At 63.3% G+C, this 25,360-nt stretch carries 24 protein-coding genes; 16 read left to right on the forward strand and 8 right to left on the reverse strand.

Annotation, left to right across the window (positions count from 1 at the left end; genetic code table 11):
* The first annotated feature begins 69 nt into the window (after nt 1-69).
* Nucleotides 70-894, forward strand: a complete 825-nt coding sequence (locus tag CEW83_RS17710) for an extracellular solute-binding protein (RefSeq protein WP_108950527.1) — start codon at nt 70-72, stop codon at nt 892-894.
* Between the two features lie 97 nt (nt 895-991).
* Nucleotides 992-1,633, forward strand: coding sequence for an MBL fold metallo-hydrolase (locus CEW83_RS17715; RefSeq protein WP_108950528.1), 642 nt, complete (start codon nt 992-994; stop codon nt 1,631-1,633).
* Between the two features lie 80 nt (nt 1,634-1,713).
* Here CEW83_RS17715 and mscL read toward each other — a convergent pair whose 3' ends face one another.
* Complete coding sequence (gene mscL, locus CEW83_RS17720; RefSeq protein ID WP_108950529.1) at nt 1,714-2,142, reverse strand: large conductance mechanosensitive channel protein MscL; 429 nt, start codon at nt 2,140-2,142, stop codon at nt 1,714-1,716.
* Nucleotides 2,143-2,292: 150 nt separating this feature from the next.
* On the reverse strand, nt 2,293-2,913 hold the full coding sequence (locus tag CEW83_RS17725) for a trimeric intracellular cation channel family protein (RefSeq protein WP_108950530.1): 621 nt from the start codon (nt 2,911-2,913) through the stop codon (nt 2,293-2,295).
* Nucleotides 2,914-3,070: 157 nt separating this feature from the next.
* Between CEW83_RS17725 and CEW83_RS17730 the strand changes: the two genes are divergently transcribed.
* The 7 genes from CEW83_RS17730 (at nt 3,071) to trxC (ending at nt 9,384) form a co-directional block, all read left to right on the forward strand.
* Nucleotides 3,071-4,045: an NAD(P)H-dependent flavin oxidoreductase gene (locus CEW83_RS17730; RefSeq protein WP_108950531.1), complete on the forward strand. Its 975-nt coding sequence runs from the start codon at nt 3,071-3,073 to the stop codon at nt 4,043-4,045.
* A gap of 275 nt (nt 4,046-4,320) precedes the next feature.
* On the forward strand, nt 4,321-5,190 hold the full coding sequence (locus CEW83_RS17735; RefSeq protein WP_108950532.1) for a branched-chain amino acid ABC transporter permease: 870 nt from the start codon (nt 4,321-4,323) through the stop codon (nt 5,188-5,190).
* Nucleotides 5,191-5,192: 2 nt separating this feature from the next.
* Nucleotides 5,193-6,161, forward strand: coding sequence for a branched-chain amino acid ABC transporter permease (locus CEW83_RS17740; protein ID WP_234419099.1), 969 nt, complete (start codon nt 5,193-5,195; stop codon nt 6,159-6,161).
* A gap of 64 nt (nt 6,162-6,225) precedes the next feature.
* A complete protein-coding gene (locus tag CEW83_RS17745) occupies nt 6,226-7,386 on the forward strand; it encodes an ABC transporter substrate-binding protein (protein ID WP_108950534.1) in 1,161 nt (386 codons plus the stop codon).
* Nucleotides 7,387-7,443: 57 nt separating this feature from the next.
* On the forward strand, nt 7,444-8,067 hold the full coding sequence (locus CEW83_RS17750) for a flavin prenyltransferase UbiX (protein WP_108950535.1): 624 nt from the start codon (nt 7,444-7,446) through the stop codon (nt 8,065-8,067).
* Nucleotides 8,064-8,654 (forward strand): LON peptidase substrate-binding domain-containing protein, encoded by a 591-nt coding sequence (locus CEW83_RS17755; RefSeq protein WP_108950536.1) that lies wholly within the window; start codon nt 8,064-8,066, stop codon nt 8,652-8,654. Before CEW83_RS17750 ends, CEW83_RS17755 begins: the two co-directional genes overlap by 4 nt.
* A 292-nt stretch (nt 8,655-8,946) precedes the next feature.
* Nucleotides 8,947-9,384 carry a thioredoxin TrxC gene (gene trxC / locus CEW83_RS17760; RefSeq protein ID WP_108950537.1) on the forward strand — a complete coding sequence of 146 codons (438 nt, stop codon included), beginning with the start codon at nt 8,947-8,949 and terminating at the stop codon, nt 9,382-9,384.
* 112 nt (nt 9,385-9,496) lie between these two features.
* Here the strand turns inward: trxC and mutY are convergent, their stop codons facing one another.
* A complete protein-coding gene (gene mutY, locus CEW83_RS17765) occupies nt 9,497-10,555 on the reverse strand; it encodes an A/G-specific adenine glycosylase (RefSeq protein WP_108950538.1) in 1,059 nt (352 codons plus the stop codon).
* A gap of 143 nt (nt 10,556-10,698) precedes the next feature.
* On the opposite strand from mutY, the gene CEW83_RS17770 reads away from it, so the two are divergent.
* The gene (locus CEW83_RS17770) at nt 10,699-11,196 is read left to right on the forward strand and encodes a flavin reductase family protein (RefSeq protein ID WP_108950539.1); all 498 of its coding nucleotides are present in this window, start codon (nt 10,699-10,701) and stop codon (nt 11,194-11,196) included.
* Here the strand turns inward: CEW83_RS17770 and CEW83_RS17775 are convergent, their stop codons facing one another.
* Together CEW83_RS17775 and hypF are read right to left on the reverse strand one after the other, a co-directional pair.
* Complete coding sequence (locus tag CEW83_RS17775) at nt 11,197-12,732, reverse strand: sensor domain-containing diguanylate cyclase (protein ID WP_159099492.1); 1,536 nt, start codon at nt 12,730-12,732, stop codon at nt 11,197-11,199.
* A gap of 125 nt (nt 12,733-12,857) precedes the next feature.
* Entirely contained in the window at nt 12,858-15,224 is a 2,367-nt protein-coding gene (gene hypF / locus CEW83_RS17780) for a carbamoyltransferase HypF (RefSeq protein ID WP_108950541.1), read from the reverse strand.
* A 542-nt stretch (nt 15,225-15,766) separates the two neighbouring features.
* Between hypF and CEW83_RS17785 the strand changes: the two genes are divergently transcribed.
* From CEW83_RS17785 to CEW83_RS17810, 6 genes are all read left to right on the forward strand, one after another.
* Entirely contained in the window at nt 15,767-16,762 is a 996-nt protein-coding gene (locus CEW83_RS17785; RefSeq protein ID WP_108950542.1) for a porin, read from the forward strand.
* A 173-nt stretch (nt 16,763-16,935) separates the two neighbouring features.
* Nucleotides 16,936-18,729, forward strand: coding sequence for a lipid A export permease/ATP-binding protein MsbA (gene msbA, locus CEW83_RS17790; protein WP_108950543.1), 1,794 nt, complete (start codon nt 16,936-16,938; stop codon nt 18,727-18,729).
* A 113-nt stretch (nt 18,730-18,842) separates the two neighbouring features.
* Nucleotides 18,843-19,970: a glycosyltransferase gene (locus tag CEW83_RS17795; RefSeq protein ID WP_108950544.1), complete on the forward strand. Its 1,128-nt coding sequence runs from the start codon at nt 18,843-18,845 to the stop codon at nt 19,968-19,970.
* Nucleotides 19,967-20,860, forward strand: a complete 894-nt coding sequence (locus CEW83_RS17800; protein ID WP_108950545.1) for a DUF6625 family protein — start codon at nt 19,967-19,969, stop codon at nt 20,858-20,860. The genes CEW83_RS17795 and CEW83_RS17800 overlap by 4 nt, the downstream gene beginning before the upstream one ends.
* Nucleotides 20,857-22,011, forward strand: coding sequence for a glycosyltransferase (locus CEW83_RS17805; protein ID WP_108950546.1), 1,155 nt, complete (start codon nt 20,857-20,859; stop codon nt 22,009-22,011). The genes CEW83_RS17800 and CEW83_RS17805 overlap by 4 nt, the downstream gene beginning before the upstream one ends.
* Entirely contained in the window at nt 22,008-22,895 is an 888-nt protein-coding gene (locus CEW83_RS17810; protein WP_108950547.1) for a glycosyltransferase family 2 protein, read from the forward strand. The genes CEW83_RS17805 and CEW83_RS17810 overlap by 4 nt, the downstream gene beginning before the upstream one ends.
* A 27-nt stretch (nt 22,896-22,922) precedes the next feature.
* On the opposite strand, the gene CEW83_RS21645 is transcribed toward CEW83_RS17810, so the two are convergent.
* The 3 genes from CEW83_RS21645 to CEW83_RS17825 are packed head-to-tail and all read right to left on the reverse strand — an operon-like array spanning nt 22,923 to nt 25,344.
* Nucleotides 22,923-23,531, reverse strand: a complete 609-nt coding sequence (locus tag CEW83_RS21645) for a CatB-related O-acetyltransferase (protein WP_108950548.1) — start codon at nt 23,529-23,531, stop codon at nt 22,923-22,925.
* Nucleotides 23,525-24,754, reverse strand: a complete 1,230-nt coding sequence (locus CEW83_RS17820; protein WP_159099493.1) for an O-antigen ligase family protein — start codon at nt 24,752-24,754, stop codon at nt 23,525-23,527. Before CEW83_RS17820 ends, CEW83_RS21645 begins: the two co-directional genes overlap by 7 nt.
* Complete coding sequence (locus CEW83_RS17825) at nt 24,733-25,344, reverse strand: toluene tolerance protein (RefSeq protein ID WP_108950550.1); 612 nt, start codon at nt 25,342-25,344, stop codon at nt 24,733-24,735. Before CEW83_RS17825 ends, CEW83_RS17820 begins: the two co-directional genes overlap by 22 nt.
* Nucleotides 25,345-25,360 lie beyond the last annotated feature (16 nt).

Consider the following 25,360-nt stretch of genomic DNA (forward strand, 5'->3'; position numbering starts at 1 on the left):
GCTTACGTTACCCGAAATCTCGAAGAGTCGCCGGTTCCGGTGATCCAACACCCACTCAGAGGAGTTTGTATGAACGTATCAGTCGAGAACTTTCGCGCTACCCGCAAGGCATGTGTCCTGGTTGCGCTGCTGTCCGTATTCTCGACCGCTTCGGCGGAGTCGATGGTGATGGCCTCCACGACCTCGACCGAGCAGTCCGGCCTTTTCTCCCACCTGCTGCCGGCCTTCACCAAGGCCAGCGGCATTGAGGTCAAGGTTGTCGCCCAGGGCACGGGTCAGGCGCTCGATACCGGGCGCCGTGGCGATGCCGACGTGTTGTTCGTGCATAACCAGATCGCTGAGGAAAAATTCGTTGCCGAAGGCTATGGCGTAAAGCGTTATCCGGTGATGTACAACGACTTCGTGCTGATCGGGCCGGAGGCTGATCCGGCGGGCGTGCGCGGCAAGGACATCGTCGCCGCGCTGAAGAAGCTGGCTGCCGCCAACGGCAGCTTTGTGTCACGAGGTGACAAGAGCGGTACCCATGCGGCCGAACTGCGCTACTGGAAGGACGCCGACAGCGATTCGAACAAGGGCACCGGCTACAAGGAGTGTGGCTGTGGCATGGGCCCGGCACTGAACATGGCGGCTTCGTCCGGCGCTTATGTGCTGGCCGACCGTGGCACCTGGCTCAATTTCAAGAACCGCGCCGATCTCAAGGTGCTGGTCGAAGGTGACACCCGCCTGTTTAACCAGTACGGGGTGATGGTGATCAACCCGGCCAAGCATCCACACGTGAAGGCTGCCGAAGCACAGCAGTTCGTGGACTGGGTGGTGTCGCCGGCGGGTCAGGCCGAGATCGCAGCCTACAAGATCGGGGGTGAGCAGCTGTTCTTCCCCAACGCCGATCAATAAGCACGCATTCTGCTCAGGGCCGCGCCCGCCATGGCGGCCCCTGCGGAGTGGACGGGTTATCATTGGGCCCCGGTTTCTTACTGATGTTCCAGCCCACATGATCGACGTCCGCATTGTTCCCGTAACGCCCTTCGAGCAGAACTGCAGCATTATCTGGTGCGACAAGACGCGCAAGGCAGCGGTGGTCGACCCCGGTGGCGATCTCGACCGCATCCATGCTGCTGCCGACGCACTTGGCGTCACCATCGAGAAGATCCTGATCACGCACGGGCATATCGATCATGCCGGCGGTACCGCAAAACTGGCGCGCGAACTGGGTGTGCCCATCGAAGGGCCGCAGGAGGAAGACCGCTTCTGGATCGACGGCATGGCTCAGCAGAGCAAGATGTTCGGCTTTCCCGATGTTGAAACCTTCACGCCTGATCGCTGGCTGCACGATGGCGACACCGTGACCGTGGGGGAGCAGACGCTGCAGGTGATCCACACGCCGGGCCACACGCCGGGCCACGTGGTGTTCGTGCATCCGGAATCAAAACTCGCGCTGGTCGGCGATGTGCTGTTCGCGGGTTCGATCGGGCGCACAGACTTTCCGCGCGGCGACCATCAGACGCTGGTCAGCTCCATCCGCAACAAGCTCTTCCCGCTCGGTGACGACATCACTTTCGTTCCGGGGCACGGGCCAACCTCGACCTTTGGCGAAGAGCGCGAAAGCAACCCGTTCGTCGGTGCCTACGGCTGAACGACTGAACTGAACGCAAGAAGCCCTTTTTGGCGCCGTCCTGCATGGCGCCACAAAGGGCTTCTTTCATGTTGCAGCGATCAGCTGCGTTGCTTGAGCGAGTCGCGGATCTCGCGCAGCAGCTTGATGTCTTCCGGCTCGGGTGCGGGCTCGGCGGGCGGTGCCGGCGGCTCTGCACGCTTAAGCTTGTTGATGGCCTTGATCGCCATGAAGATGGCGAAGGCGATGATCAGGAAGTCGATTGCGGTGTTGATGAAGTTACCGTACTTGATCAGCGGTGCCCCCGCCTTTTCGGCCGCTTCCAGGGTCTCGAAAACGTCACTGCCAAGGTTGATGTACAACTGGCGGAAATCGACGCCGCCGACGATGCGGCCAACGACCGGCATCACGATGTCCTTGACCAGCGAATCGACGATCTTGCCGAAGGCGCCGCCAATGATCACGCCAACGGCGAGATCGATGACGTTGCCGCGCATGGCGAATTCCTTGAATTCCTTCATCATGCTCATGGATGAACTCCTGTCAGGTCGAGCCTCTCGCAGCCAGGCTCTGTTGCTTGATGTACCGGGTGGTCCCGGCTTGGCCGCATAGATTATTGGGATCGACCTGCATACGCCAGAGGGGTATCTACTGATGCGCGGCGGATGTCACGCTGGACGTCAGCTTCGGGCAATGAACACCGGCAACCGCCATTTGAAGCGGATGGCACCCAGGCGAATCACCAGCACCAGCGTCGCGCCGGCCAGCGCAGCCCACCCGGGGCTGACGCCGGCTTCGAGCAGGGCGAGCAGCAGCAGGGCGCCGGCCCATGATGCGGTGGCATACAGTTCGGCGGTAAATACCAGGGGAACTTCGTTGCACAGCACGTCGCGCACGATGCCCCCGAAAACGCCCGTGATCACGCCCATCAGGCTGGCCACCAGCCACGGTGCCCCCATTGCGATGGCGGCCTGGGTGCCTGAGACGGTGAAGAGTGCGAGTCCAAGGGCGTCCGGTAACAGGAACAGGCGTGGCGGCAGGCGCACCACGCGCACCACGAGAAATGTCGCGAGGCCGGCGACGATGGCCGCGATCAGATTGCTCTGGTCGGCAATCCAGAACACCGTGCGATCGAGCAGCACATCGCGCAAGGTGCCGCCACCCAGGGAGGCGGCGAGTGCCACCACGACCATGCCGAAAAGGTCGAAGGGCTTGCGCCCGGCATCGAGCACACCGGCGGCCGCGTTGACCGCCACGCCGGCAATGCCGATGCCGTAGAGAAGGGATTCAATACCTTGCATGGCGCCGAGGATAGCACCTGATCCTGTCGGCGGATGCCATCGGACGCCGGATGGCAGGCATATTCAAACGGTCGTTTGAAATGTGCGCTTCACATGCTAGAGTGCGCTTCACGCAAGGGCATTGATTGCCCGCTCGCAACAACAATGAGGAGACAGCATGACACTTCCCGCATCCTTCCGCGGCACCATGAGTGTGCCCGCGATTGCCGCGCCGATGTTTCTCGTATCCGGCCCTGAGCTGGTCATCGCGACCTGCAAGGCCGGGGTGGCCGGCACTTTCCCCGCACTCAACGCTCGGCCGGCCGCGCAGCTTGAAGCCTGGCTGACTGAGATCGATGCGGCGCTTGCCGGGCATCGTGCGGACAATCCCGGCGCGCCATGCGCGCCCTATGGGGTGAATCTGATCCTGCATGCGTCCAACAAGCGCCTGGAGGAGGATCTGGCGACCATCGTGCGTCACCGTGTGCCCTTTGTGATCACCAGCCTGGGCCATCCCGGCGAGGTGGTGAAGGCGGTTCATGCCTATGGCGGGCTGGTGTTTTCCGACATCGTGCATGCCTACCATGCGAAGAAGGCTGCGGCGGCAGGTGTCGACGGCATCATCGCGGTGGCCGGCGGGGCAGGCGGTCACGCCGGCACCCAGAGCGTGGTGAGCCTGATCCGCGAGATCCGCGAATTCTGGGATGGCGTGCTGATCGCGGCCGGCAGCATTTCGGACGGTGCCTCGATCCGTGCTGTCGAGGTGCTGGGAGCCGATTTCGCCTACATGGGGACGCGTTTCATCGCGACCCGCGAGGCGCTGGCACAGGAGGCTTACAAGCAGATGGTGGTGGATTGCGGGCCGTCGGAGGTGGTGTACACCGATGTGATTTCGGGCACCAATGCCAACTTCCTGTGGCCAAGTCTGGAGCAGGCGGGTTTCGAGCGCAGCGAGCTGGTGCCGGGGCACGGGAAGGGCAAGCTGCACGATCTGTCGGACGAGGCGCGTGCCTGGCGCGACGTCTGGAGTGCGGGCCACGGGGTGGCCAACATTCACGACATTCCGACTGTGGCGGAGCTGGTTGAGCGTCTGACCGCAGAGTACCGCGAGGCCTGCAGCAAGCCACCGAGCGACGCACTCTGCAGCAGGTAACAGGTTCCCGGGCCTGGTGGTGCGTCGGGGTGGCCCCTCGGCGGGCAGACGTTCGCGGCCTTCGGCTCCCCGTCGGATAAGGCACTGTGGCGGCGTCGGCGCAAACTCGGTCGCTGCGCGCCCTCAGACATGCGCCGCCGTGTTTCCGCCCCAGTACCTTATCCGACGGCGCTCTCGACAGCCCGCCAAGGGGCCACCCCGACGCCTGCCATATTCTCGGCTTTGGGTGAGCGAACGCGTACGGCCTCACCCCCAATAGTCTATCCTTCGCGCCCATGCTTTCCCTGATCCAGGTTCTCACCAGCGGAATTGCCATCGGTTGCGTGTATGGACTGGTGGCGCTGTCCTTCGTCCTCATCTACAAGGCCACCGAAACGGTGAGCTTCATGCAGGGCGAACTGCTCATGGTGGGGGCGTTTGCTGCCGTAGCACTGAACACCGGTGCCGGCTGGCCCCTGTGGATTGCTGCGCCGGTTGCAGTGGCGGGGCTCGCGCTGCTGGGTGCGGTGCTGGAGCGTTTCGCCCTGCGCCGCGCGATCGGCCAGCCGCATCTGGTTGCGGTGCTGCTGACCTTTGGCCTCGGCATGATGCTGCGCGGCGGGGTCACGTCGGTGCCGGCGGCAAGTCACGACATCTACCGTCTTCCGTTCGCTGACAGCGTGCTGCAGATCGGGGCGCTCGCGCTGTCCCTGAGCCATGTGCTGGTGATTGTGGCTACCGTGGTGCTGGCAGGGGTGCTGGCAGTCTTCTTTCGCTACACGCGAGCGGGACTCGCGCTGCGTGCATGCTCCGAAAACGCGCGGGTCGCTGCGTTGATGGGCGTGCCGGTCGCTTCGATGCACACCCTGGCGTGGGCGCTTGGCGCTGCGCTTGCTGCCGTTGCGGGCCTGCTGCTGGCGCCGATTACCTTCATCCATCTGAACATGGGGCTGATTGCACTCAAGGCCTTTCCAGCCGCGGTGCTCGGCGGGCTGACCAGCTTGCCGGGGGCCTTGGTGGGGGGCGTCTTTCTCGGCGTGGCCGAGTCGCTCGCCGGTCTGGTGCTCCCTGAGGGCGTCAAGGATGTCGTGCCCTATGTGCTGCTGATGCTCGCCCTGCTGCTTTTCCCCGATGGCATGGCCGCAGGATGGCGGAGGCGCCGGTGAGCATGCTGCGTCCGCTGCTGCTGATCGCAGCCATTCTTGTGCTCGGGCTCAGCGTGCTCGGTGCTGACTACGCCGCCGGGCAGGCCACGCTGGTTGCAACCTATGCGATTGCCGGTCTCGGGTTGGTCATCATCGTCGGTCAGGCGGGGCAGATCACGCTGGGGCAGGGAGCCCTGGTGGCGCTCGGTGCCTACGCGGAGACCCTGCTCGCCATGCGTGGCGTGCCGCCAGTGCTCTCGGTGCCGGCCGCAGTGGCGCTTGGCGCGGCTGGCGGGGCGCTGGCCAGCCTTCCCGCCCGGCGCCTCGGCGGCTTGTACTTTGCGATGAGCACGCTGGCCTTTGCGCTCATCGTGGAAGAGATGCTCGTGCGCTGGACCTCGCTCACGCGCGGCGGCGCCGGACTCAGCGTGCCGACCCTGAGCTGGGGCGGGATGAGGGTGGATACGCCGCTGGAGCAGATGCTGGTCAGCCTTGCTGCGCTGATGCTGGCCTGGCTGGCGTGCAGGCGTCTGCTGGCAGGGCGCAGCGGTCGCGCCTGGCGTGCGGTGCGCGAGGACGAGGTTGCGGCGGCCGAGGCCTGTGGCGTCGATGTGGCTGCGACCAAGTTGCGCGCCTTCGTGCTCGGCGGCGCGCTGGCCGGACTGGCCGGTGCGCTCTACGCGCACTGGATCGGCTTCATCAGTCCCGAGCAGTTCGGGCTGATGTTCTCCTTCGAACTGCTGATGCTGGTGTTCATCGGCGGCGCCCGCCACCTGTCCGGTGCGTTGTGGGGGGCGCTCGTCATCGTCAGTCTGCCGCAGCTGATTGCCTTGCTGCGCGACGTGCTGCCGGGCGAATGGAGCCGCAGTGCCGGGCTTGAAACCGTGCTCTTTGGCGCGGTGATCGTGGCAATGGTGCTGCTGCGGCCGCAGGGTCTGGCATCGGCTTCCGGCGGCGCCCAGGCGTCTGTGCGCAAGGGCACTGAAGACTGACGGCTGCGGTTATCGCCGGCTTGAAGGATAATCGCGGTCCGACTTCTTCGTTCAGGGTCCGCCCATGTCTGTTTCCCGTTTCGTTCTCGGTTGTGCGCTGGCCTTGTCCACCGCGTTTGCAGTGGCTGCCACGCCTGGCGTCAGTGATCGCGAGATCGTTCTTGGCAGCATCCAGGATCTGTCCGGCCCTGCCGCAATGCTCGGTTCGCCAGTGCGCGACGGCATGCTGCTGCGCCTCGAAGAGGCCAACGCGGCGGGCGGTGTGCATGGGCGCAAGCTGCGGATGGTGGTCGAGGACACCGGCTACGATCCCAAGCGCGCCGTGCTGGCGACGCGCAAGCTGCTCGACCGCGATCAGGCCTTCGCCTTTCTCGCCAACTTCGGTACGCCGGTCGTGATGGCCACCATGCCGCTGATCGTCGATGCCGGTCGCCCGCACCTGTTCCCGTTCTCGCCCCATGAGGCAACCTACAGCCCGCTGCATCCGCTCAAGTTCCAGATCTTCGCGCCGTATCAGAGCTACATGGATGCGGCCACGCGTCACATGGTGCAAAGCCGCGGCTACAAGCGAACCTGCCTGCTCTATCAGGACGACGACTACGGCCTTGAGGTGCTCAAGGGCGTGGAAGGCGGTTTGACGCGCATCGGCCAGAGCCTGGTTGAGAAGACCAGCTACAAGCGCGGTGCCACCGATTTCTCCAGCCAGATCGCCCGCCTGCGCGGTGCAGATTGCGACTTCGTGGTGCTTGCAACCGTCGTGCGCGAGACCATCGCGGCGATGACTGAGGCACGCAAGACCGGCTGGATGGTCGACATGCTGGTGACCGCATCCGGCTATTCGGCACAGACGCACGAACTCGGCGGCGCGGCCGTCGATGGCTTGTACGGTGTGAGCGTGCTGCCGCATCCCTATGCCGAGGGTGCCAACAGTGCGCTGGCGGACTGGATCACGCGCTATCGCAAGCGTTTTGGCGTCGATCCGAACGTGTGGAGCGCGATGGGTTACAGCATCGCCGATCTCTTCGTGCAGGGCGCAAATGCGGCCGGGCGGGAACTCACGGTCGAAGGCTTCGTCTCTGCTCTGGAGCAACTCAAGACCACGCGCGATTTCTTCGGTAGCCCCGAGTATCGCTTCAGCCACGACGACCACCTTGGCAACCGTTACGGCCGCCTGGCCCAGATTCGCGACGGACGCTGGGTCATCCTGAGCGACTACCTGAAGTGATTTTCCGGCGTGCGCGCAGCAGTGGCCCAATGATGGCCTGATAAGGAAGCACAATCGATGAGCACCCCGCGCACCATCACCGTCGCCCTCACCGGCGCCTCCGGCATGCCGTACGGCCTGCGTCTGGTGGAGTGCCTGCTGCAATCGGGCTGCCGGGTGTGGCTGCTGTATTCCCAGGTGGCGCAGATCGTTGCGCGCCAGGAAATGGACTGGCACCTGCCCGGCCGCGCGGCCGAGGTCGAAGCCGAACTCTCCGCGCGCTTCGGCGCTGCACCCGGGCAGTTGCGGGTGTTTGGCAGGGAAGAGTGGTTTGCGCCGCCAGCCTCGGGTTCCAACCCGCCGGATGCGATGGTGGTCTGTCCGTGCACCATGGCGACGCTGGCATCGATTGCTGCAGGGCTCAGCCAGAGCCTGATCGAGCGCGCGGCCGATGTGGTCATCAAGGAGCAGCGCAAGCTGGTGCTGGTGCCGCGCGAGACGCCGTACTCGGCAATCCATCTCGAGAACATGCTCAAGCTGGCAAGGCTGGGTGTGTGCATCCTGCCGCCCAATCCGGGCTTCTATCATCACCCCAGGACGGTGGAGGATCTGGTCGATTTCGTTGTGGCGCGGGTGCTTGATCAGCTTGGCGTCGCCCACACCCTGATGGCGCGCTGGGGGGAAGAGGAGGAAGGCCGATGAGTGAGCGTCTGCCGCTGTTTCCGCTCAATACGGTGCTCTTCCCCGATGGTCGGCTGCCATTGCGGATCTTCGAAGCGCGCTACATGGACATGGTGACCCGGTGCATGCGCGAGGGCAGCAGCTTCGGCGTCTGTCTGATCGCAGCGGGGCAGGAGGTCGGCGAGGCCGCGCTGCCGCACGAGGTCGGCACCGAGGCGCGTATTGAAAGCTGGGACATGGCCGAACCGGGCGTGCTGTCGATCATGGTGCGCGGCGCGCGGCGGTTTCGGGTGGTCGATCACGAGGTCGAGCACGACGGTCTGCTCAATGGCGAGGTGGTGTGGCTGGACGAACCGCCGGTGCAGCCGGTGCCCGAGGCTCAGGCCGAAATACTGCCGCTGCTCAGGGTGCTGGCAGCGGAAGCGGGTGACCGCATGCCGCCACCGCACCACTTCGAAGACGCGGCCTGGGTGGGGGCGCGTTATGCCGAGTTGCTCCCCATTCCTGCGCTTGCGCGCCAGCGCCTGCTTGAACTCGACGATGTGCAGAGCCGGCTCGAGATCATGCAGCAGTTCTTGCGGCAGCATGGCTTGCTGGGCAAGGCTTGAGCGTGGTTCGGGTTTTCGGGGCTGGGTTCTGGGGCACGCGGAGACGCGGAGGGCGCGGAGGAGTCGCCTGACTGAGGCGATCCCTTGCGCCTGGATAGGGCATCCTGCGTGGGTACATGTCAACAGCGTGATGTCGGCGGCGCTCATGGCCTGACTTGCCCCGGCAGAGTGCTTTGCGGATGGCAGGTCTTGAGGCTTGCGGCGGCGCGCAGGATGGAGCGGGCTGGCGGCTCTTGAAGTTTGGGAGAGCTGGCTCCACCTTGAAATCATTGCCAGTCACCGGGTCATCGCCATGTCAGATTCCATGCACCTCGTCTGTCCCCATTGCAACGCTGTAAACCGTGTCCCTGCTGCGCGGCTGACCGAGCAGCCGAGTTGTGGGCAGTGCCACAAGCCGATGTTTGTTGCTGCACCTCTGGAGCTCAACGCGTCGAGCTTTTCCCGCCATATCCAGCGCAACGACGTTCCGGTGCTGGTGGATTTCTGGGCGCCGTGGTGCGGGCCATGTCGTTCGATGGCGCCGGCCTACGCGGAGGCGGCGCGAACGCTGGAACCGGATTTCCGCGTAGCGAAGCTCGATACCGAGGCCAATCAGGCCATCGGCGCCCAATACAATATCCGCAGCATTCCCACGCTCGCACTGTTCAGAAACGGCAAGGAAATCGCCCGGCAGGCAGGCGCCATGGGCGCCGCCGACATCGTGCGCTGGGCACGCACCCAGGCAGGATGACCCACAGGCCAGGTGCGAGGCGTTTCCTCATTCAGGCAACGCCTCCGCGCCTCCGCGTGCCCCAGACCCTCGCATCGGAACAGCGCCACACCCCGAGCCCAGCGCAGCCTTCCTAAGCAAACAGGTCTGGCGCTGCCATCTGCATCAGGATGCTGCGCACCGGTGTTGGCAAGGCCGCATCGGAAGTGTCTGCAAGCGGTAGCCACTGCGTGCTGCCGCCTTCTTCAGCACGGACGCCTTGTGCGGCGAGATCGAACCGCCACGGCTGAATGTCGAGCACGAAGTGGGTAAACGTGTGTGTCAGCGGCGCAAGCAGAACGCCAGTGCCGGCGTCGATGCCAAGCCGGTCGCGTACCCAGCAGTCGACCTCTGTTTCGTGCTCGGGCACTTCCGGCAGGCTCAGCAGACCACCCCAGATTCCGGCGGGCGGACGGCGTTCGAGCAGGACCGCGCCACGGTCGACAATCACCGCCACGCGCACGCTGCGTCGCGGGATCTGCTTTCTGGGTCTCGGTGTTGGCAGCGACGCAACCCGGTTGCCGAGGCGCGCGATGCATTCGTCAGCGAGCGGACAGCGCGTGCAGGCGGGTTTGCCTCGAGTGCAAACGGTGGCGCCGAGGTCCATCTGAGCCTGGATGTAGCTGCCGATGCCGTCCTGCGGCAGCAGCGATTCGGCCAGTGCCCACAGGCGCGATTCGACCGCTTTCTCGCCGGGGAAACCCTCGATGCCGAACACTCGGCACAGCACCCGCTTGACGTTGCCGTCGAGAATCGGAGCGCGCTCGTCGCTTGAGAACGCAGCAATGGCCGCCGCGGTGGAACGACCGATGCCGGGCAGGGTGACGATCTGTGCTGCGGTCCGCGGGAACACGCCACCGTGATCGCTAATGACCAGCTGCGCCGCCCGGTGCAGGTTGAGCGCGCGGGCGTAGTAGCCGAGGCCGCTCCACAGTGCCATGACGTCGTCCACCGGTGCCGCAGCCAGCGCGGCCACATCGGGAAAGCGCTCGACGAATCGGGTGTAGTACGGAATCACGGTGCTGACCTGGGTCTGTTGCAGCATGATTTCCGACAGCCAGATGCGGTACGGGTCGCGTCCGCCCTGCCAGGGCAGGTCATGGCGGCCGTGGTGGCGCTGCCACTCGATCAGGCGACGGGCAAAATCACTCATGTGGGGTGCAAATTCCGGTTTTAATGTTGTAATCGAGTTTCATGTCGCGCTGCAGTACTCGACGTATACCGCTTGCGCGGCCATAATCCGCCGCCTGAATACTATCTTTCGGGTGTGGCTGGCGCCGCGCCAGAGGCTGTCCCATGTCCCAGAACGCTCCCGTCGCCGAGGATTTCTCGCGCAGTTTCCGCAACGCCCTCGGCCGCTTCGCTACCGGCATCACCGTGGTGACCATGCGCACGCCGACGGGTGAGTTGATCGGGCTTACGGTCAACTCGTTCAATTCGGTGTCCCTGGATCCGCCGCTGGTGGTCTGGAGTCTGTCCAGCAATCTGCCGAGTCTGAAGCTGTTTGAAGACTGCGAATACTACGCGATCAACGTGCTGGCCGCCGACCAGGAGGCCGTGTCTCAGCGTTTTGCCAGCCGCATGGCGGATCGCTTCGCCGGACTGGGCTTCGATCATGGTCTGGGTGGTGCACCGCTGTTGCATGGCTGCTGCGCCCGTTTCGTCTGCCGCAACACCACCCGGTACGCAGGTGGGGATCATGTGATCTTCGTCAGCGAGGTGGTGAGCTTCGATCGCAGCGACGCCGACCCGCTGGTCTACTTCGGTGGCGCCTATCGCCACCTTACCCCCTGATCATTCGCTGCTGTTTGTCAGTCGATCGCTGACGAGGCGGTCGCGTCCTTCCTGCTTGGCACGGTACAGCGCGGTGTCTGCGCGATGAAGCAGGGCCTCGAGGTCGGTATCGCCGGGCACAAGCTCGGCCAGTCCGATGGAGACGGTGAAATGCAGGTGTTCCCCGGCGTGTTCGGTGACACTGTTGCGGAACGCATCCAGTAGCCGCTCTCCCACTTCAAGCGCGCCCTCGTGTCCGGTTTCCGGCAGCAGGACGGCGAACTCTTCGCCGCCCAGTCTTGCAAAGATGTCGGAGCTGCGCAGCACATCCGAGGGGGCTGCGCCAAGGGTGCGGAGTACGGCATCGCCCGCGGCATGACCATGACGGTCGTTGATCAGCTTGAAGTGGTCCGCATCCAGAATCATCAGTGAGAGCGGGTGATGGTGGCGGCGGGCGAGGGCAAGCAGGCGGGTGCCTTCGCTCATGAACAGCCTGCGGTTGGGCAGGCCGGTCAGCACGTCGGTATTGGCCATGCGTGCAAGCGCCTCAGTACGCTCACGGACCCGGTCTTCCAGTACCAGATTGCTGTGGGCAAGTTCGGCCATTGCGCGCTGGCGGTGCGTGACCTGGCGCCAGGCGTACAGGCCGATCGCGATCAGCGCCAGGTTGCCCCCCAGACCGAGTGCAAGAAACGCCGGCAGGTTATGTCGCCAGGCGGCGAGCAGGACCTCGGCCGGATAATCGGTAACCACAAAGAACTCGTAGCGCTGCGAGGCGTGCAAGGCACTGACGCCGGCATCGCTGCCAATCAGGCGGGTATTGAGGACGCGCGCGCTGTCTGCCTGCTCGTCGTCCGCGTGGTCGATCACGCCCAGCGGCGCGTCGGGGCAGGCGCTTCGCGATGGCAGGCAGGCCAGGGCGTGGCCGTCGCTGCGAAAAATGCCGATGACCAGGCCTTCGGGCGGACCAGGGTCGTCCACCAGGCTTTGCAGAAACTCGCTTCTGAGGCCGGCAGCGACAATGCCGATGAAGCGCCCGCCGTCGGTTTCCAGCCGGCGGCTGATCGGAACGACCGGCGTGCCGATCCCGCGGGAGACCACGGGCAGCCCGATGTACATTCCGAGCGACCAGTCCTCGCGTTGAGCGCGGATGTACTCCCGATCGGAAATCTGAAGCGGCGGGGCGGGAAAGCTGCGCGAGCTTGCGACCGTCAGGCCGTCGGTGTCCGTGATCAGCAGCCAGTTCAGTGCGGGGGTAATGGCGTGACGGCGGACCAGCAATCGATGGATGTACAGGTTATCCCGCGCCGGGGGCAAATCGCGCGCGGTCATGACTTCGGCGACCCCCGACAGGGTGCGATCAAGCGAATCGAACAGGCCCTCGGCGCGACGCAGGATGATCGAGGCCGATGTTCGCGCGGTTTCCCGCCCCCTGTTCAGGGCCTGCTCGCGGTCGCTCAGCACCACGGACACCAGCAGCAGGTCGGCAAGCAGCAGGAGTGCCGCACCGCCCAGTAACCAGCGCACCGTGTTCGAACGCAAAAGACCGACTGCCAAGTGTTTACTCCTGAATTCCGCGCCGACGACAGGCGGCCGCCGAGATTACAGGCAGCTTGAAAGCCCGCCAAGGTGATCGGTCACGATCAATCGTGCTCCGCACGATTGATCCGGGACGCAGACAGTCAGCTGCTGCAGTGATGCAGGATGTGGCGGGCGACGTGGGCCTGGCCGAGTGCGAGGCCGCCGTCGTTGGGCGGCACCTGTCGGGCTTCCAGTACATCCAGTCCGCGCGCCGAAAGCCGACGGGAAAGATCACGCGACAGCAGACGGTTGAGAAAGCATCCGCCCGACAAGGCCACGCTGCGAATGCCCGTTGCGTCGACTGCCTGCAACACCCAGGACTCGAGCGCGGTTGCGAGGGTTGCATGGAACAGCGCCGCGCCCCGTGGCGGGTTGCGTTCGTCGGCCAGCGCGGACAGCAGCGGCAGCAGGTCGAGATCGCCGCTGTCGGTCAGCTGCCAGCCCCGGTGCAAGGGCAGTACCCCGCCGAAACGGGTGGCAAGGCTTTCCAGCCGCATCGCGGCCTCGCCTTCATAGCCCATGCGCTCGCACACGCCGAGCAGGCCTGCTGCGGCGTCGAACCAGCGCCCGAGGCTGGTCGTCGGCGGGCAGCCTGTGCCGGACTCAAGCAGATCGCGCATGCGCCACGCGGCCGCTTCATGGTGAAAACGACTGGCTATTTCGTCGCCTCGTCCCAGTCTGTGCAGCACGGACGAGGCCATGCGCCAGGGTTCGCGCTCCGATTTTCCTGCATCGGGCTGACGCAGCGCGGCGAGGTGGCCGAGACGATTGAAGTGTGCGCCATCGACCTGAAGGAGTTCGCCGCCCCAGGCCTTGCCGTCGGTGCCGAGGCCGGTTCCGTCCAGGGCGAGTCCGAGAATGGGGCCCTGGTGGTGGTGTTCCGCCTGGACCGCAGCGATATGTGCATGGTGGTGCTGCACCGGGAAGGCCGGAATTCCCAGGCGCTCAGCCAGGGCTTCGGCGGCCAGCGTCGACGGGAAGTCCGGGTTCAGGTCGTGCGCGACCGCCAGCGGTGTGAGCGTGAGGATGCGCTGCAGGTGGCTGGCGACTTCGTCCAGGGCCTGGCTGGCGCCCGCACACGAGAGGTCACCGACGTGCTGCGACAGAAAGGCCTCGTCGCCGCGGGTCATGCACAAGGTGTTCTTGAGCAATCCGCCGAAGGCCATGACCGGTTCGCCCTTGTCCGCCAGCCTCAGGGCGCGCGGGGTGTAGCCGCGCGAGCGGCGCACGAACTGCATCCTGAGATCGCCTGCACGCACGGCGGGCAGGCTGCGCACAACCGAGTCGTCGCAGCGGACGACGATCTCGCGGTCGTGGAGCAGGTAGGCGTCGGCGATCCCCATCAGGCGCCGTGTCGCCTCGCGGTCGCCGGTCACCAGCGGTTCGCCGCCGGGGTTGGCTGAGGTGCATACCAGCGCCAGTTCCTGCGCATCGCGAAGCCACCCTGTACCCGCAGGGCGGCCTGCGAAGTCGTGGAACAGCAGGTAATGCAGCGGTGTGTACGGCAGCATCAGACCGATCCAGGCCAGTCCCGGCGCCACACCGTGCAACTCCGCATCCACCGTGTCGTGCTTGTCGCACAGCACCACGGGGCGCTCGGGACTGCCGAGCAGCGATTCGTCGGTCGCTCCAAGGTTCGCCCAGTGGCGGGCCGAGGCCGTATTGGCCACCATGATCGCAAAGGGCTTGTCGTCGCGTGATTTGCGCTGACGCAGCCGATCGACAGCCTCCGGGTTGCGGGCATCGCACATCAGGTGATATCCACCGAGGCCCTTCACCGCAACGATCTCGCCGCACAGCAGGCGCAGCAAGGTGTCGGCGATCGGGTCGTGGCTTGCGACCGTTACCCCGTAGGCTTCGAGCAGGCTCAGTCTGGGGCCGCAGGCGGGACAGGCGTTGGGCTCTGCATGAAAGCGCCGGTGAAGCGGGTTGCGGTACTCGTCGGCACACTCCGGACATTGCGCAAATGCAGCCATGCTGGTGCTGACGCGGTCGTAAGGCAGGCCGCGGGTGATCGTGTAGCGTGGTCCGCACTGGGTGCAGTTGATGAAAGGGTGGCGCCAGCGCCGGCCGGTGGGGGCGAAAAGCTCATGCAGACATTCATCGCACACTGCGCTGTCGTGGGCGATCGATGTCGTGACGCTGCCCCCCTGGGATGCGCTGATGGTGAAGCCGCGGTCATTCGGATCGAGTTCGCACAGGCTGCTGTCGAGTCTCTCGATGCGAGCCAGCGGCGGCGCTTCGCCATGCAGGCGAGCGACAAGGGCCGAAAGGTTGCCTGCCGTCCCCTGTGCCTCGAGCTCGACGCCGCTACCGTCGTTGCGCACCCAGCCGCTCAGATCGAGTTCCTGTGCCAGGCGATAAACAAAAGGGCGAAAGCCCACGCCCTGCACGACGCCGCGCACAGTAAGGCGCCGCCGCTCGAGTTGTGGCCGGTTGCGTGGTGAAGTGCCGTACTCCTCATGCATCGCATGCACTCCCGGAAGGTGCTTCAATTGGTGCAAGCCTGATGGTGCGCAAGTCTGGGCGCGGTCCGTCGATGCGCCCGATTCTAATCCTGCATCCGAACGAAAAGGGTGGCGATACAGCTGCAGGGCACGTCGTCCGAAAGTCCTATTCTAGGGCTCGGGCTCTGCATGTGCGAGCGGTGATGCCGGAGCGACGATGGGCTGCCTCGGGCGTCTCGCACGGGCATTGCGGTCGTTCCGGATGCGCTCAAGGTCTGAAGGACATCGGATCGTCATTCGCGCGCATGGCCGTGACATTGCGTTGCGCTCAATACCACACCGGCTCGCAAGCCCCTGAGCACAGTGTTTTCAAGGCTTCGCAGTCCGGCACGAAAACCGGGTGTTGCTCCTGCGCAACAAGAAAGCGCTTCAGGTGCCAGTTTTTGATGCTGACGCTTGCGTGAGTCATGGCTCAATGCGCAGAATCGCTTCAACTTCTCGCATGAGAGGTAAGTCGGGATCCAGCCAAGCTGCATTCTCAACTTCAACTAGAGGAGAAACACATGCAAAAGAAACTGATCGCGCTGGCTGTTGCTGGCCTGATGTCCGCACCTGCCTTCGCTCAGTCGAACGTTACCGTTTATGGTCTTTTCGACATCGGTCTGGCTCACTACTCCGACAGCGCTACCTCGGGTAAGGCAAACCGCACCGCTCTCGATCAGGGCTTCCTGAACGGCAGCCGTCTGGGTTTCAAGGGTGTTGAGGACCTCGGCAATGGCCTGAAGGCTTCCTTCCAGTACGAATTCAACGTTGGTGTTGATAACGGCGGCGACGTCGGCGGTGGTCGTCAGACCGTGCTCGCGCTGTCGGGCAACTTCGGTACCCTGGCGCTTGGCCGTCAGTACACCCCCCAGTTCAACCTGTACGGTGAAGTCGACCCGTTCGGCGCCGGTTCGGTGGCTAACGTTGCCAACATCTCCCGCGTTCAGACCCGTCTGGACAACCTGGTTGCCTACGTTTCGCCGAGCTTCAGCGGCTTCAACGTGACCGCCGGTTACACCATGCAGGCTTCCGGTCAGGAAGTTGACAACGACAACGGCGTGCGCGTCTGGGCCGTGTCCCCGGTTTATAAGAACGGCCCGATCTACGTCGGCCTGAACTACCACGTTGCAAAGGACGATGCGACCAACGCTGAAGTGCAGAAGCGTATGGATATCGGCGCTTCCTACGACTTCGGTATGGTCAAGGTCAGCGGTACCTACGGTCGTGACAACTCTGAAACCCTGGCTGGCGTTGATAACGCCGCCAAGTACTGGATGCTCGGCGTGAGCGCTCCGGTTGGTGTGGGCAAGGTCATGGCCTCGTACAACTCGTACAAGGATCTGGACGGCCTCAAGGGTGAAGCCGACATGTGGGCCGTTGGTTACGAGCACCCGCTGTCGAAGCGCACCAAGGTGTACGCAATCTACGCTTCGATCGACAACGACGACACCACCAAGAGTGTTGACGGCAGCGATTACCAGAAGGGCCTGCAAGTGGCCATTCAGCACCGCTTCTAATCTCGTCTCCCGACGAGTTAGCGAAAACGGGCGCCTCGGCGCCCGTTTTTTCGTCAACGGATCAAAGGGGTCAGTTCAAGATCAAAGGGGTCAGAGTCGTTTGAAAGATGCTCTTTTTCGATGCCGACAGACCATCGTGCTACCATCGACGGCTCCGATTTGACCGAACCCGCATGTCGCAAACCGACGCCACATCAAGCTCCAGCCTTAAGATCTACCTGCGTCTGCTGACCTACGTCCGGCCTTATGTCGGCTTGTTTGCGATCAGTATTGTCGGCTTCGTCATCTTCGCTTCGTCGCAACCGATGCTGGCGGGCGTGTTGAAGTATTTTGTCGATGGTTTGAACAACCCCGCGCTCGCCGTCTTTTCCGGCATCCCGCTGCTCGGCGATCTCGCGCTGATGCAGGCCGTGCCGGCGCTGATCGTGGCCATCGCAGCCTGGCAGGGTCTGGGCTCCTATCTTGGTAACTATTTCATCGCCCAGGTTTCGCTTGGTCTGGTGCATGACCTGAGACTGGCCTTGTTCGACAGTCTCCTGCGCCTGCCCAACCGCTATTTCGACAGCAACAATTCCGGTCACCTGATCTCGCGCATCACCTTCAACGTGACCATGGTGACAGGCGCAGCAACTGACGCCATCAAGGTGGTGATCCGCGAAGGCCTGACCATCGTCTTTCTGTTCGGCTACCTGCTGTGGATGAACTGGAAGCTCACCCTGGTGATGGTCGCCATACTGCCCGTGATCGGCGTACTGGTCGGCAGCGCGAGCAAGAAATTCCGCAAGCAGGCAAAGAGGATTCAGGCTGCGATGGGCGACGTCACCCATGTCGCCTCGGAAACAATTCAGGGCTACCGGGTGGTGCGCAGCTTTGGTGGCGAGGCCTACGAGTCGGCACGTTTTCGTGCCGCAAGCGAAGACAACACCCGCAAGCAGCTGCGCATGGTCAAGACTGGCGCCACCTATACGCCGACCTTGCAGCTGGTCACGTATTCCGCGATGGCAGTGCTGCTGTTCCTGGTGCTGTGGCTGCGCGGCGATTCCACTGCGGGCGAGCTGGTCGCCTACATCACCGCAGCCGGTCTGCTGCCGAAGCCGATCCGGCAGTTGTCCGAGGTCAGTTCAACGATCCAGAAAGGCCTGGCGGGGGCGGAGAGCATCTTCAGTCAGCTCGACGAGGCGCCAGAGCTGGATCAGGGCACGCTCACCCGTCCACGGGTCGAGGGGCGGTTGTCGGTGAAACATCTCAGCTTCAGCTACCCCGGCACTGAACGCAAGGTGCTTGACGACATCAGCTTCGATGTCGAGCCGGGGCAGATGGTGGCGCTTGTGGGGCGTTCGGGCAGCGGGAAGTCGACGCTGGCCAACCTGATTCCACGCTTCTACGTGCATGACGAGGGCGACATCCTGATTGACGGGGTGGCGGTACAGAACTTTGCATTGCGTAACCTGCGCCAGCAGATTGCGCTCGTCACACAACACGTCACGCTGTTCAACGATACGGTTGCGAACAACATCGCCTATGGCGATCTGGCCGGCGCGCCGCGCGATGCGGTGGAGAGGGCGGCTGAGGCGGCGTATGCGCGCGAGTTCATCGACCGCCTGCCCTTGGGGTTCGATACCGAGATCGGTGAGAACGGCGTCTCGCTCTCGGGTGGCCAGCGACAACGCCTGGCGATTGCAAGGGCCTTGCTCAAGGATGCGCCCATCCTGATTCTGGATGAGGCAACCTCTGCGCTCGACACTGAGTCGGAGCGTCATATCCAGGCCGCCCTCGATCACGCCACCCGCGGGAGGACGACGCTGGTGATCGCACATCGCCTGTCCACGATCGAGCGTGCGGACATGATCCTGGTGATGGACCAGGGACATCTGGTGGAGCGTGGCACCCATGCCGAACTGCTTGCGGCGGGCGGCCACTATGCACGCTTGCATTCGATGCAGTTCAGGGATGAAGCCGGGGACTGACCTCCGCCGACCATCCGTTTCCCGGCGTCCGGCTATAATTCGAGGCTGTGTTCGGGCCACATCGGCCTGGCCTCCTCATTCACGTGCTCAAGTGCCGGTCGTCTGGAGATGTTTTGACTGAAGCCCGAATCCTGCAGTTCTGTCACTGCCATTACGGCCCGTTTCGGGATGTGGCCCGGCAGTACGCCACGCTGTTTCGCGACACCCCCTATAAGGTGACAACCGTTTATCTGACGGACCCGCCGAATGCGGAGGTCGAGGCCGGTTCGGCGTCGGACGAAGTCATTTTCCTGGATTACGACGGCAAGGACGTGCGCGGGCTGAAACTCGATGCCATGCGTCGCCTGCGACAGATCGTGGCGGAGCGGGACATTCGGCTTGTCATCGCACACAGGTTCAAGCCGATCTACATTTCGTGCTGGGCGACGAAACTTCCCGTCATTGGCGTGCATCACGCCTTTGGGGATTACGAGCGCCTGTCACACCAGCTCTTTGCGCGCTGGTTCGGCAAGCGACTCGGATTGCTCGGGGTTTCGGATGCGATTCGTGATGATATTCGCCGTGGCGTGCCGAGCTGGCCCGAGGGCCGGATCGAGACTTTGCACAACCGTATCGATGTCGAGACGGTGCGGGCAGGGCAGATCACGCGTGAGGCTGCGCGCGAGCGCCTCGGTCTGCCTGCGGATGCATTCATCGTCGGCAATGTCGGCCGCCTCCATCCGGACAAGGATCAGGCTACGCTGCTGCGAGCCTTCGCTCGCGCCTTGCCGCAACTGCCGGCGGAGGCGCAGTTGGTCATCCTCGGCAAGGGACGGCTGGAGAAGTCCTTGCGTGCGCAGGTCGAATCGCTAGGCATCGCAGGCAAGGTTCGTTTCTTGGGTCAGGTGCCGCAGGCGTGGCAGGCTTTCGCCGCCTTCGACGTGTTTGCGCTCAGTTCGGACCACGAGCCTTTCGGCATGGTCCTCCTTGAGGCCATGGCAGCCGGTGTGCCGGTGATCGCCACCAACTGTGGCGGTGCGCCGGAAGTGGTCGGTGAGGTCGGCAGCCTGTTCCCGCTGGGCGATGATGCGGAACTCGCACGACTGCTGGTCGAACATGCTGGTTGGTCGGTGTCGCGCAAGGAAGCGTGCGCCCATGCCAGTCTGACGCGGCTGCGTGAAGCATTCTCGGACGAGGCCGCAAGGCGCCGTTTTTTCGCCTTGCCAATGGTCCGCGATGTGCTCGGGGATGTGTGCGGATGAGCGCGTCGGTTCCGTCCTTGCCGAGTCTGTGTTTCGTCATTCCCTATTTTGGTCATTGGCCATTCTGGATGCCGTTCTTCCTGGAGAGCTGCCGCGCGAACCCGAGCATAGACTGGCTGCTGTTCTCCGATTGTGGTCAGGTCGAGCACTGTCCGCCCAACGTGCGCATCGTCGATATCGGCTACGACGCGTATTGCGCGCGGGTCACCCGCGCGCTTGGAATCGAGTTTGCACCGCAGAATCCCTACAAGCTCTGCGACCTGAAGCCCGCGCTTGGCTACATCCATGAAGAGGAACTGCGTTGCTACGACTTCTGGGCGTTCGGCGATCTCGACCTGGTGTTCGGCGACCTGCGGGCCTACTTCACGCCGGAGCGACTGGCGCATAAGGACCTGCTGTCTACCCACCGGCGTCGGGTATCGGGGCATTGTTGTCTGCTGAGAAATACGAAGCGCATGCGTGAGGCCTTTTTCCGCATCCGGGACTGGCGGACGCTGTTCTCAGATCAGAAACATCATGCGCTGGACGAGGGCGCCTTCAGCCGGATATTCATCCGCCACAAGAACTGGCCCGACTGGCTGTTCCGCCTCGCCGCGCAGGCAAACCCCTGGTATCGACGGGCTGAGTTCGTCGAGGCGTTCAGCACGCCAGATGCGAAGGTCCCCTGGGTCGATGGTGGTTTCGACTTTCCGCGACGCTGGTTCTGGAACGATGGCGCCCTCAGTAATGATCGTGACCAGGGCAGGGCTTTCCCATATTTCCATTTTCCCGTCTGGAAGAAGAACGCCTGGGCTGCATTGCCGCCGCAGGATGCCCGTGCGCTCGGCGTGCTCGCGGCCAGCGGGCGCTGGGAGATGAGTGAAACCGGGTTTCACGCGATGCAATCATGAAAAGACGAATCAAGGTTCTTCAGCTCCAGCCAGACTTCAACGTCAAGCATCACAGCTTCGCCGACCTCGCGGAGCAGATCGTGCTGAGTCTGCCGGCTAGTGACTACGAGGTGGTCTCCGCCTTTCTCAAGGGACGTCCCGCCGGGGACGATCCGGTGAGTCGCGCCGAGCGCTCGGTCTATTTCGACTTTTCCGATGCCCAGCTCAAGGGGGCGAGGCTTCGCGCCTTGTGGCGGCTGTTCCGCTTCTGCCGCGAGGAGCGGTTTGACGTAGTGATCTGCAATCGATTCAAGCCGGTCAACATGATGCTGTTGCTTAACCGCTGGTTACGCATCCCGTTGTGCATCGGGATCGCACATAACCTGGGTGACTACGAGCGCTCGTACCGTCGGCGTCAGGTGAGTCTGCGCGCAGACGCGCACTGGCGTTTCGTCGGTGTGTCCGCTGCGGTTCGTGACGAGCTGATCGGATACGGCAGCGGGTTTACGCCACAGAATACGGTTGCGATTACCAACGCCATCGATATCGATCAGGCCGAGTCGCTGCAGCTCGATCGCGATGCCGCCCGTCAGGCGCTCGGCCTGAGCGCAACGGCCCGCGTGATCGGAACCATTGGCCGACAGGTGCCGGTTAAGGGCTACCGTTACCTGGTTCAGGCGTTCGCGCGCATTGCGGACAGGCACGCTGATGCGCAGTTGATCCTGATTGGAGACGGTCGGGAGCATGCGGGGCTCAAGGATGAGGTGGCGCGGCTCGGGCTCGAAGGGCGCGTGCTGCTGCCCGGAATGCGCCCCTATGCAATGCAGTACGTGAGGGCCTTTGATGTGTGGATCATGCCGTCGCTTGCGGAAGGCTTCCCGCTCGCCTTGTTAGAAGGGATGAGCGGCAGATTGCCGGTCATCGCGTCGGACATTCCGTCGATGCATGAACTCGTCGCAGGTGCGGAGGGGCTGCTGGTGCCGCCGACCGATGTCGACGCGCTGGCTGAGGCAATGGACTGCTATCTCGCTGTGTCGCCAGATGAACTCCGCAGCAAGGGGGGACGCTGCTACAACTACCTTAAGGCGCATCATGGCATCAGCGAGTACAGGGCTGCGTATCGAAGGCTCATTGAATCCGGACTGCGCGCGAACACGGAGGGTGAGCGGTGAACGCTGATCCGGTCAGACCCCTGGTGACCGTGGTGATCGCTTCGTACAACCACGGTCCCTATGTGGAGGAATCAATCCGTAGCGTTCTGGCGCAGACCTACCCTTCCATCGAATTGCTGGTGATCGATGATGGCTCGAGCGATGACAGCGTAGCCAGAATACGGGCGCTCCAGGCCGAGCATGGCTTCGATTTCAGGGAGCAGAAGAATCAGGGGCTGACCCGAACGCTCAACGATGCGCTTGCGCGAGCCAAAGGCAGCCTTTTCGCGCCCTTTGGCTCGGATGACATCATGTTGCCTGAGCGAATTGCGCTGCAGGTCGAGTACATGACGGGCAAGCCTGAAGTCGGTATTTGCGCAGGGAACATCGAACTGATGCATGCGGACGGTAGCGCCTACCCGGCCTCCAGGCAGCGACTCGATATTCCGTTCCGGCGCCTGGATTTTGACGACATGTTTCTCGAGCGCAAGCCTTACCCGCCTGCGCCGACCCTGTTGTTTCGCACCGAGGTGCTGCGGGAGGTCGGTGGGTTCAATCCGGAGATCCGCCTCGAAGATCTGTACATCGAACTGAAGATTACTCACGCGGGTTATTTCATCGACGCACTCGGTGTGACCCTGGCCCGCTACCGGAAGCACGAGACCAACACGTACAAGAATCTGGGCTTCATGACCGCGAGTATTCTGAAGATCTACGACGAGTACGCCGCACATCCCCGCTACGAAGAGGTACGTGCCCGTTTTCTGAATTCGATGTTTCTGAAGTGCGCCAATCGTGACAGGAAGATGGCGTGGGCGTTGCTGAAACAGATTCCGCTGCAGAACTGGAACAGCAAGACGCTGCGCGGCCTCATCCGTCTGGTGTCTCCGACAAGGCGACACTAGCCGTTTGATGGCGCAGCACGACAGCGCTTACCTGGGCCGCGCCGCTGCATGCGCCAGAAATGCTGCGACGTCTCCCGAGCACAGGTGATGAACGATGCTGCGGATCTCCGCCTCGGGCCACGACCACCATGCTGTGGCCTGGATCGCAAGCCGGGTTTGTTCGTCAAAACGCCAGTCGATGGTCCGGGCAGGATTGCCGGCCACGATTGCATAGGGCGCGACATCCCTGGTCACAACGGAGCGTGCGGCGACGACCGCGCCGTCACCGACGGTGACACCTGACAGGATCAGGCTGCCCGACCCGAGCCAGACATCGTTCCCGATCACGACCGAACCCTTGCTGGTGACGTAGCCGGGTATCCCTTTCGCTTCCTCCATGTAGGCGGGGAATGGATAGCAACTGATCCAGTCGGTGCGATGGTTTCCACCGAGAAAAATGTGCACGTCATCGGCGATCGATGTGTAGGCACCAATCGAGAGGGTTGTGCCCTGAGCCCAGTCATGGACCTCGGGCATGCCGTAGGTGCCAAGCCCGATGGAAAAGCCGGGGTAGCGTTCCCTGAACCTGATCTGGTCGCGATAGAGCTTTGGGGGCTTCTGCTTTCTGCGGAAGAGTCTCTTGAATGCCTTCAGCATCTCCCGCCCGTCCCTTCGTTTTCCCGCCGCCTCAAGGTCGCGGCGGTGAGCAGCGCAAACGGGATCCAGAGCAGAAACCAGTGCTCCTTGGGTCTGGACAGGAAAGACCCGCCTTCGGTCATGCTGGCAACGAGTCCGTATACGATGGTCGCCGAAAATGCGAATATCATTACGTCCTTGCGGTTCTTCCAGCTCACGAACAGGGCAGACGCAAACAGTGCGGCCCAAAACACCAGACCCAGTGCTCCGCCCCTGTAGAACACGGACAGGGTCATGTTATGAGGGTCGGAAAAGGCGTAGTTGATTCCTTCGACCTGGATGCGCAGGGCATGGTTGTAGCCGTGACCAAACGTGGGGAACTCCAGCGCCTGGCGGATCGCCTCTGCCCAGATCTGTGGCCTGTAGGAAAGTCCCCGCTGTGCGATCGCCTCCGGCCACAACACGGCGATGATCCCTCCCGCAAGAACGAGGATGCTGAACGCGATCACGCCCCGGCGGTCCCCTGTCATCAGCCCCAGCCACAAAATCGTGGCCGAGAGGGCCAGCAGCGGAGTACGCGACCCCGTTGCGAGGATCAGGGCGCCCAGGACGGCAACTGCAATCATCGCTACCGGCAGGAAGAAGCGGCGGTGATGAATCCAGTATGCGATCCACAGCACCAGGAAAAAGCCGAAGACATGTGAGGTCAGAAGCGGGTTGTGGAGCGCGCCGTAGCCGGCCAAACGCGCGCCGTCATCCGACAGCAGGAAGAATGCAAGCTGCACGCTAGCTGCAACGACGGCAATGATCGAAGAGAGCCGCAGCACTGCCGTCAGCCGATCGGGCCGATGGAAGGCGACTCCGGCAAAGGCAAAAAACAGGCACAGGACGTAAAGCGGCCGCTTCAGCAGCGACAGCACGCTTTCGTCCGTTCCGGACCAGCTGATGCTGATGGAGAAATAGGCGGCGAAGCAGAGGAAGGCAATGAACACCGGGCTGCGGAGCAGTGCAGCGGCGAGGTCCCGGCAGTTCAGTGCCAGTACGAACGCGGGGAGTGCCAGGAATACATAGAACAGTTGCTGGAACAGCCTCTTTTCTCCCGCCCACATCATGCTGGTGAGCAGCAGCAGAATGCCCAGCGGGAGCACCCAGTTCGTCAGATGGTCGTTGATTCTGGCGCGCCACGCGGGGTATCCGGCCGCGCCGCCAAGTTTCTGTGTCTTCATTTGTCGAGCCTTGCCCATTCGATACTCCTGCGCAGCCATTCGCGATCGTCGCGATAGCGGAGCACGTGGCGAAGATTGCGGCGGCGCCTGAACGGCCCAAGTCTGAACCAGCTGATCCTGAGGTCCGAGATATCGATCAGGCCGAGCGTGTTCTCGGGTGTCAGCACGATGTTGCCGAGGTGTGCCGAGCGGAAGAATATCCCGAGCGAGTGGATGTGATGAATGAATTCCAGCAACTGATGCCTTAACGCGTCGGCTCTCGCCTCGCCGAGGCCGCCTGCGATGACCTGTCTGATGGTCTCGCCTTCAAGCGGAAGGTAATGTACCGCATCGCGGCTGATCGCCGGGATGCGGTAGTGCTTCAGCACCTGTGGGCAGGGTATGCCCAATCGGTGCAGAGCCGCAGCGTTGTCGACAAAGCGCTGTGCATACGGCTTCCACGCGGCAGAGGTCAGCACGCGCTTGCGCCTGAAGAGCTTGAAGTAGGTGCCGTCGGGCAGCAGGAGTACTTTTTCCCCATGCTCGTCCTGTTCGACAACGCGTGCGCCGGCACGCATCTCAAGATACTCATCGTGCCCAAGCAGTTGCAGCGGAATCCGGTTTCTCATGGGGTGAAATGTTAGC

Source organism: Parazoarcus communis, from assembly GCF_003111645.1.
Taxonomy (GTDB): domain Bacteria; phylum Pseudomonadota; class Gammaproteobacteria; order Burkholderiales; family Rhodocyclaceae; genus Parazoarcus; species Parazoarcus communis_A.

What these genes read in the sequence shown, in the direction of transcription:
- CEW83_RS17710 (WP_108950527.1), top strand. Translation starts at nt 70, where the DNA reads ATGAACGTATCAGTCGAGAACTTTCGCGCTACCCGCAAGGCATGTGTC.
- CEW83_RS17715 (WP_108950528.1), top strand. Translation starts at nt 992, where the DNA reads ATGATCGACGTCCGCATTGTTCCCGTAACGCCCTTCGAGCAGAACTGC.
- mscL (WP_108950529.1), bottom strand. Translation starts at nt 2,142, where the DNA reads ATGAGCATGATGAAGGAATTCAAGGAATTCGCCATGCGCGGCAACGTC.
- CEW83_RS17725 (WP_108950530.1), bottom strand. Translation starts at nt 2,913, where the DNA reads ATGCAAGGTATTGAATCCCTTCTCTACGGCATCGGCATTGCCGGCGTG.
- CEW83_RS17730 (WP_108950531.1), top strand. Translation starts at nt 3,071, where the DNA reads ATGACACTTCCCGCATCCTTCCGCGGCACCATGAGTGTGCCCGCGATT.
- CEW83_RS17735 (WP_108950532.1), top strand. Translation starts at nt 4,321, where the DNA reads ATGCTTTCCCTGATCCAGGTTCTCACCAGCGGAATTGCCATCGGTTGC.
- CEW83_RS17740 (WP_234419099.1), top strand. Translation starts at nt 5,193, where the DNA reads ATGCTGCGTCCGCTGCTGCTGATCGCAGCCATTCTTGTGCTCGGGCTC.
- CEW83_RS17745 (WP_108950534.1), top strand. Translation starts at nt 6,226, where the DNA reads ATGTCTGTTTCCCGTTTCGTTCTCGGTTGTGCGCTGGCCTTGTCCACC.
- CEW83_RS17750 (WP_108950535.1), top strand. Translation starts at nt 7,444, where the DNA reads ATGAGCACCCCGCGCACCATCACCGTCGCCCTCACCGGCGCCTCCGGC.
- CEW83_RS17755 (WP_108950536.1), top strand. Translation starts at nt 8,064, where the DNA reads ATGAGTGAGCGTCTGCCGCTGTTTCCGCTCAATACGGTGCTCTTCCCC.
- trxC (WP_108950537.1), top strand. Translation starts at nt 8,947, where the DNA reads ATGTCAGATTCCATGCACCTCGTCTGTCCCCATTGCAACGCTGTAAAC.
- mutY (WP_108950538.1), bottom strand. Translation starts at nt 10,555, where the DNA reads ATGAGTGATTTTGCCCGTCGCCTGATCGAGTGGCAGCGCCACCACGGC.
- CEW83_RS17770 (WP_108950539.1), top strand. Translation starts at nt 10,699, where the DNA reads ATGTCCCAGAACGCTCCCGTCGCCGAGGATTTCTCGCGCAGTTTCCGC.
- hypF (WP_108950541.1), bottom strand. Translation starts at nt 15,224, where the DNA reads ATGCATGAGGAGTACGGCACTTCACCACGCAACCGGCCACAACTCGAG.
- CEW83_RS17785 (WP_108950542.1), top strand. Translation starts at nt 15,767, where the DNA reads ATGCAAAAGAAACTGATCGCGCTGGCTGTTGCTGGCCTGATGTCCGCA.
- msbA (WP_108950543.1), top strand. Translation starts at nt 16,936, where the DNA reads ATGTCGCAAACCGACGCCACATCAAGCTCCAGCCTTAAGATCTACCTG.
- CEW83_RS17800 (WP_108950545.1), top strand. Translation starts at nt 19,967, where the DNA reads ATGAGCGCGTCGGTTCCGTCCTTGCCGAGTCTGTGTTTCGTCATTCCC.
- CEW83_RS17805 (WP_108950546.1), top strand. Translation starts at nt 20,857, where the DNA reads ATGAAAAGACGAATCAAGGTTCTTCAGCTCCAGCCAGACTTCAACGTC.
- CEW83_RS21645 (WP_108950548.1), bottom strand. Translation starts at nt 23,531, where the DNA reads ATGCTGAAGGCATTCAAGAGACTCTTCCGCAGAAAGCAGAAGCCCCCA.
- CEW83_RS17820 (WP_159099493.1), bottom strand. Translation starts at nt 24,754, where the DNA reads ATGGGCAAGGCTCGACAAATGAAGACACAGAAACTTGGCGGCGCGGCC.
- CEW83_RS17825 (WP_108950550.1), bottom strand. Translation starts at nt 25,344, where the DNA reads ATGAGAAACCGGATTCCGCTGCAACTGCTTGGGCACGATGAGTATCTT.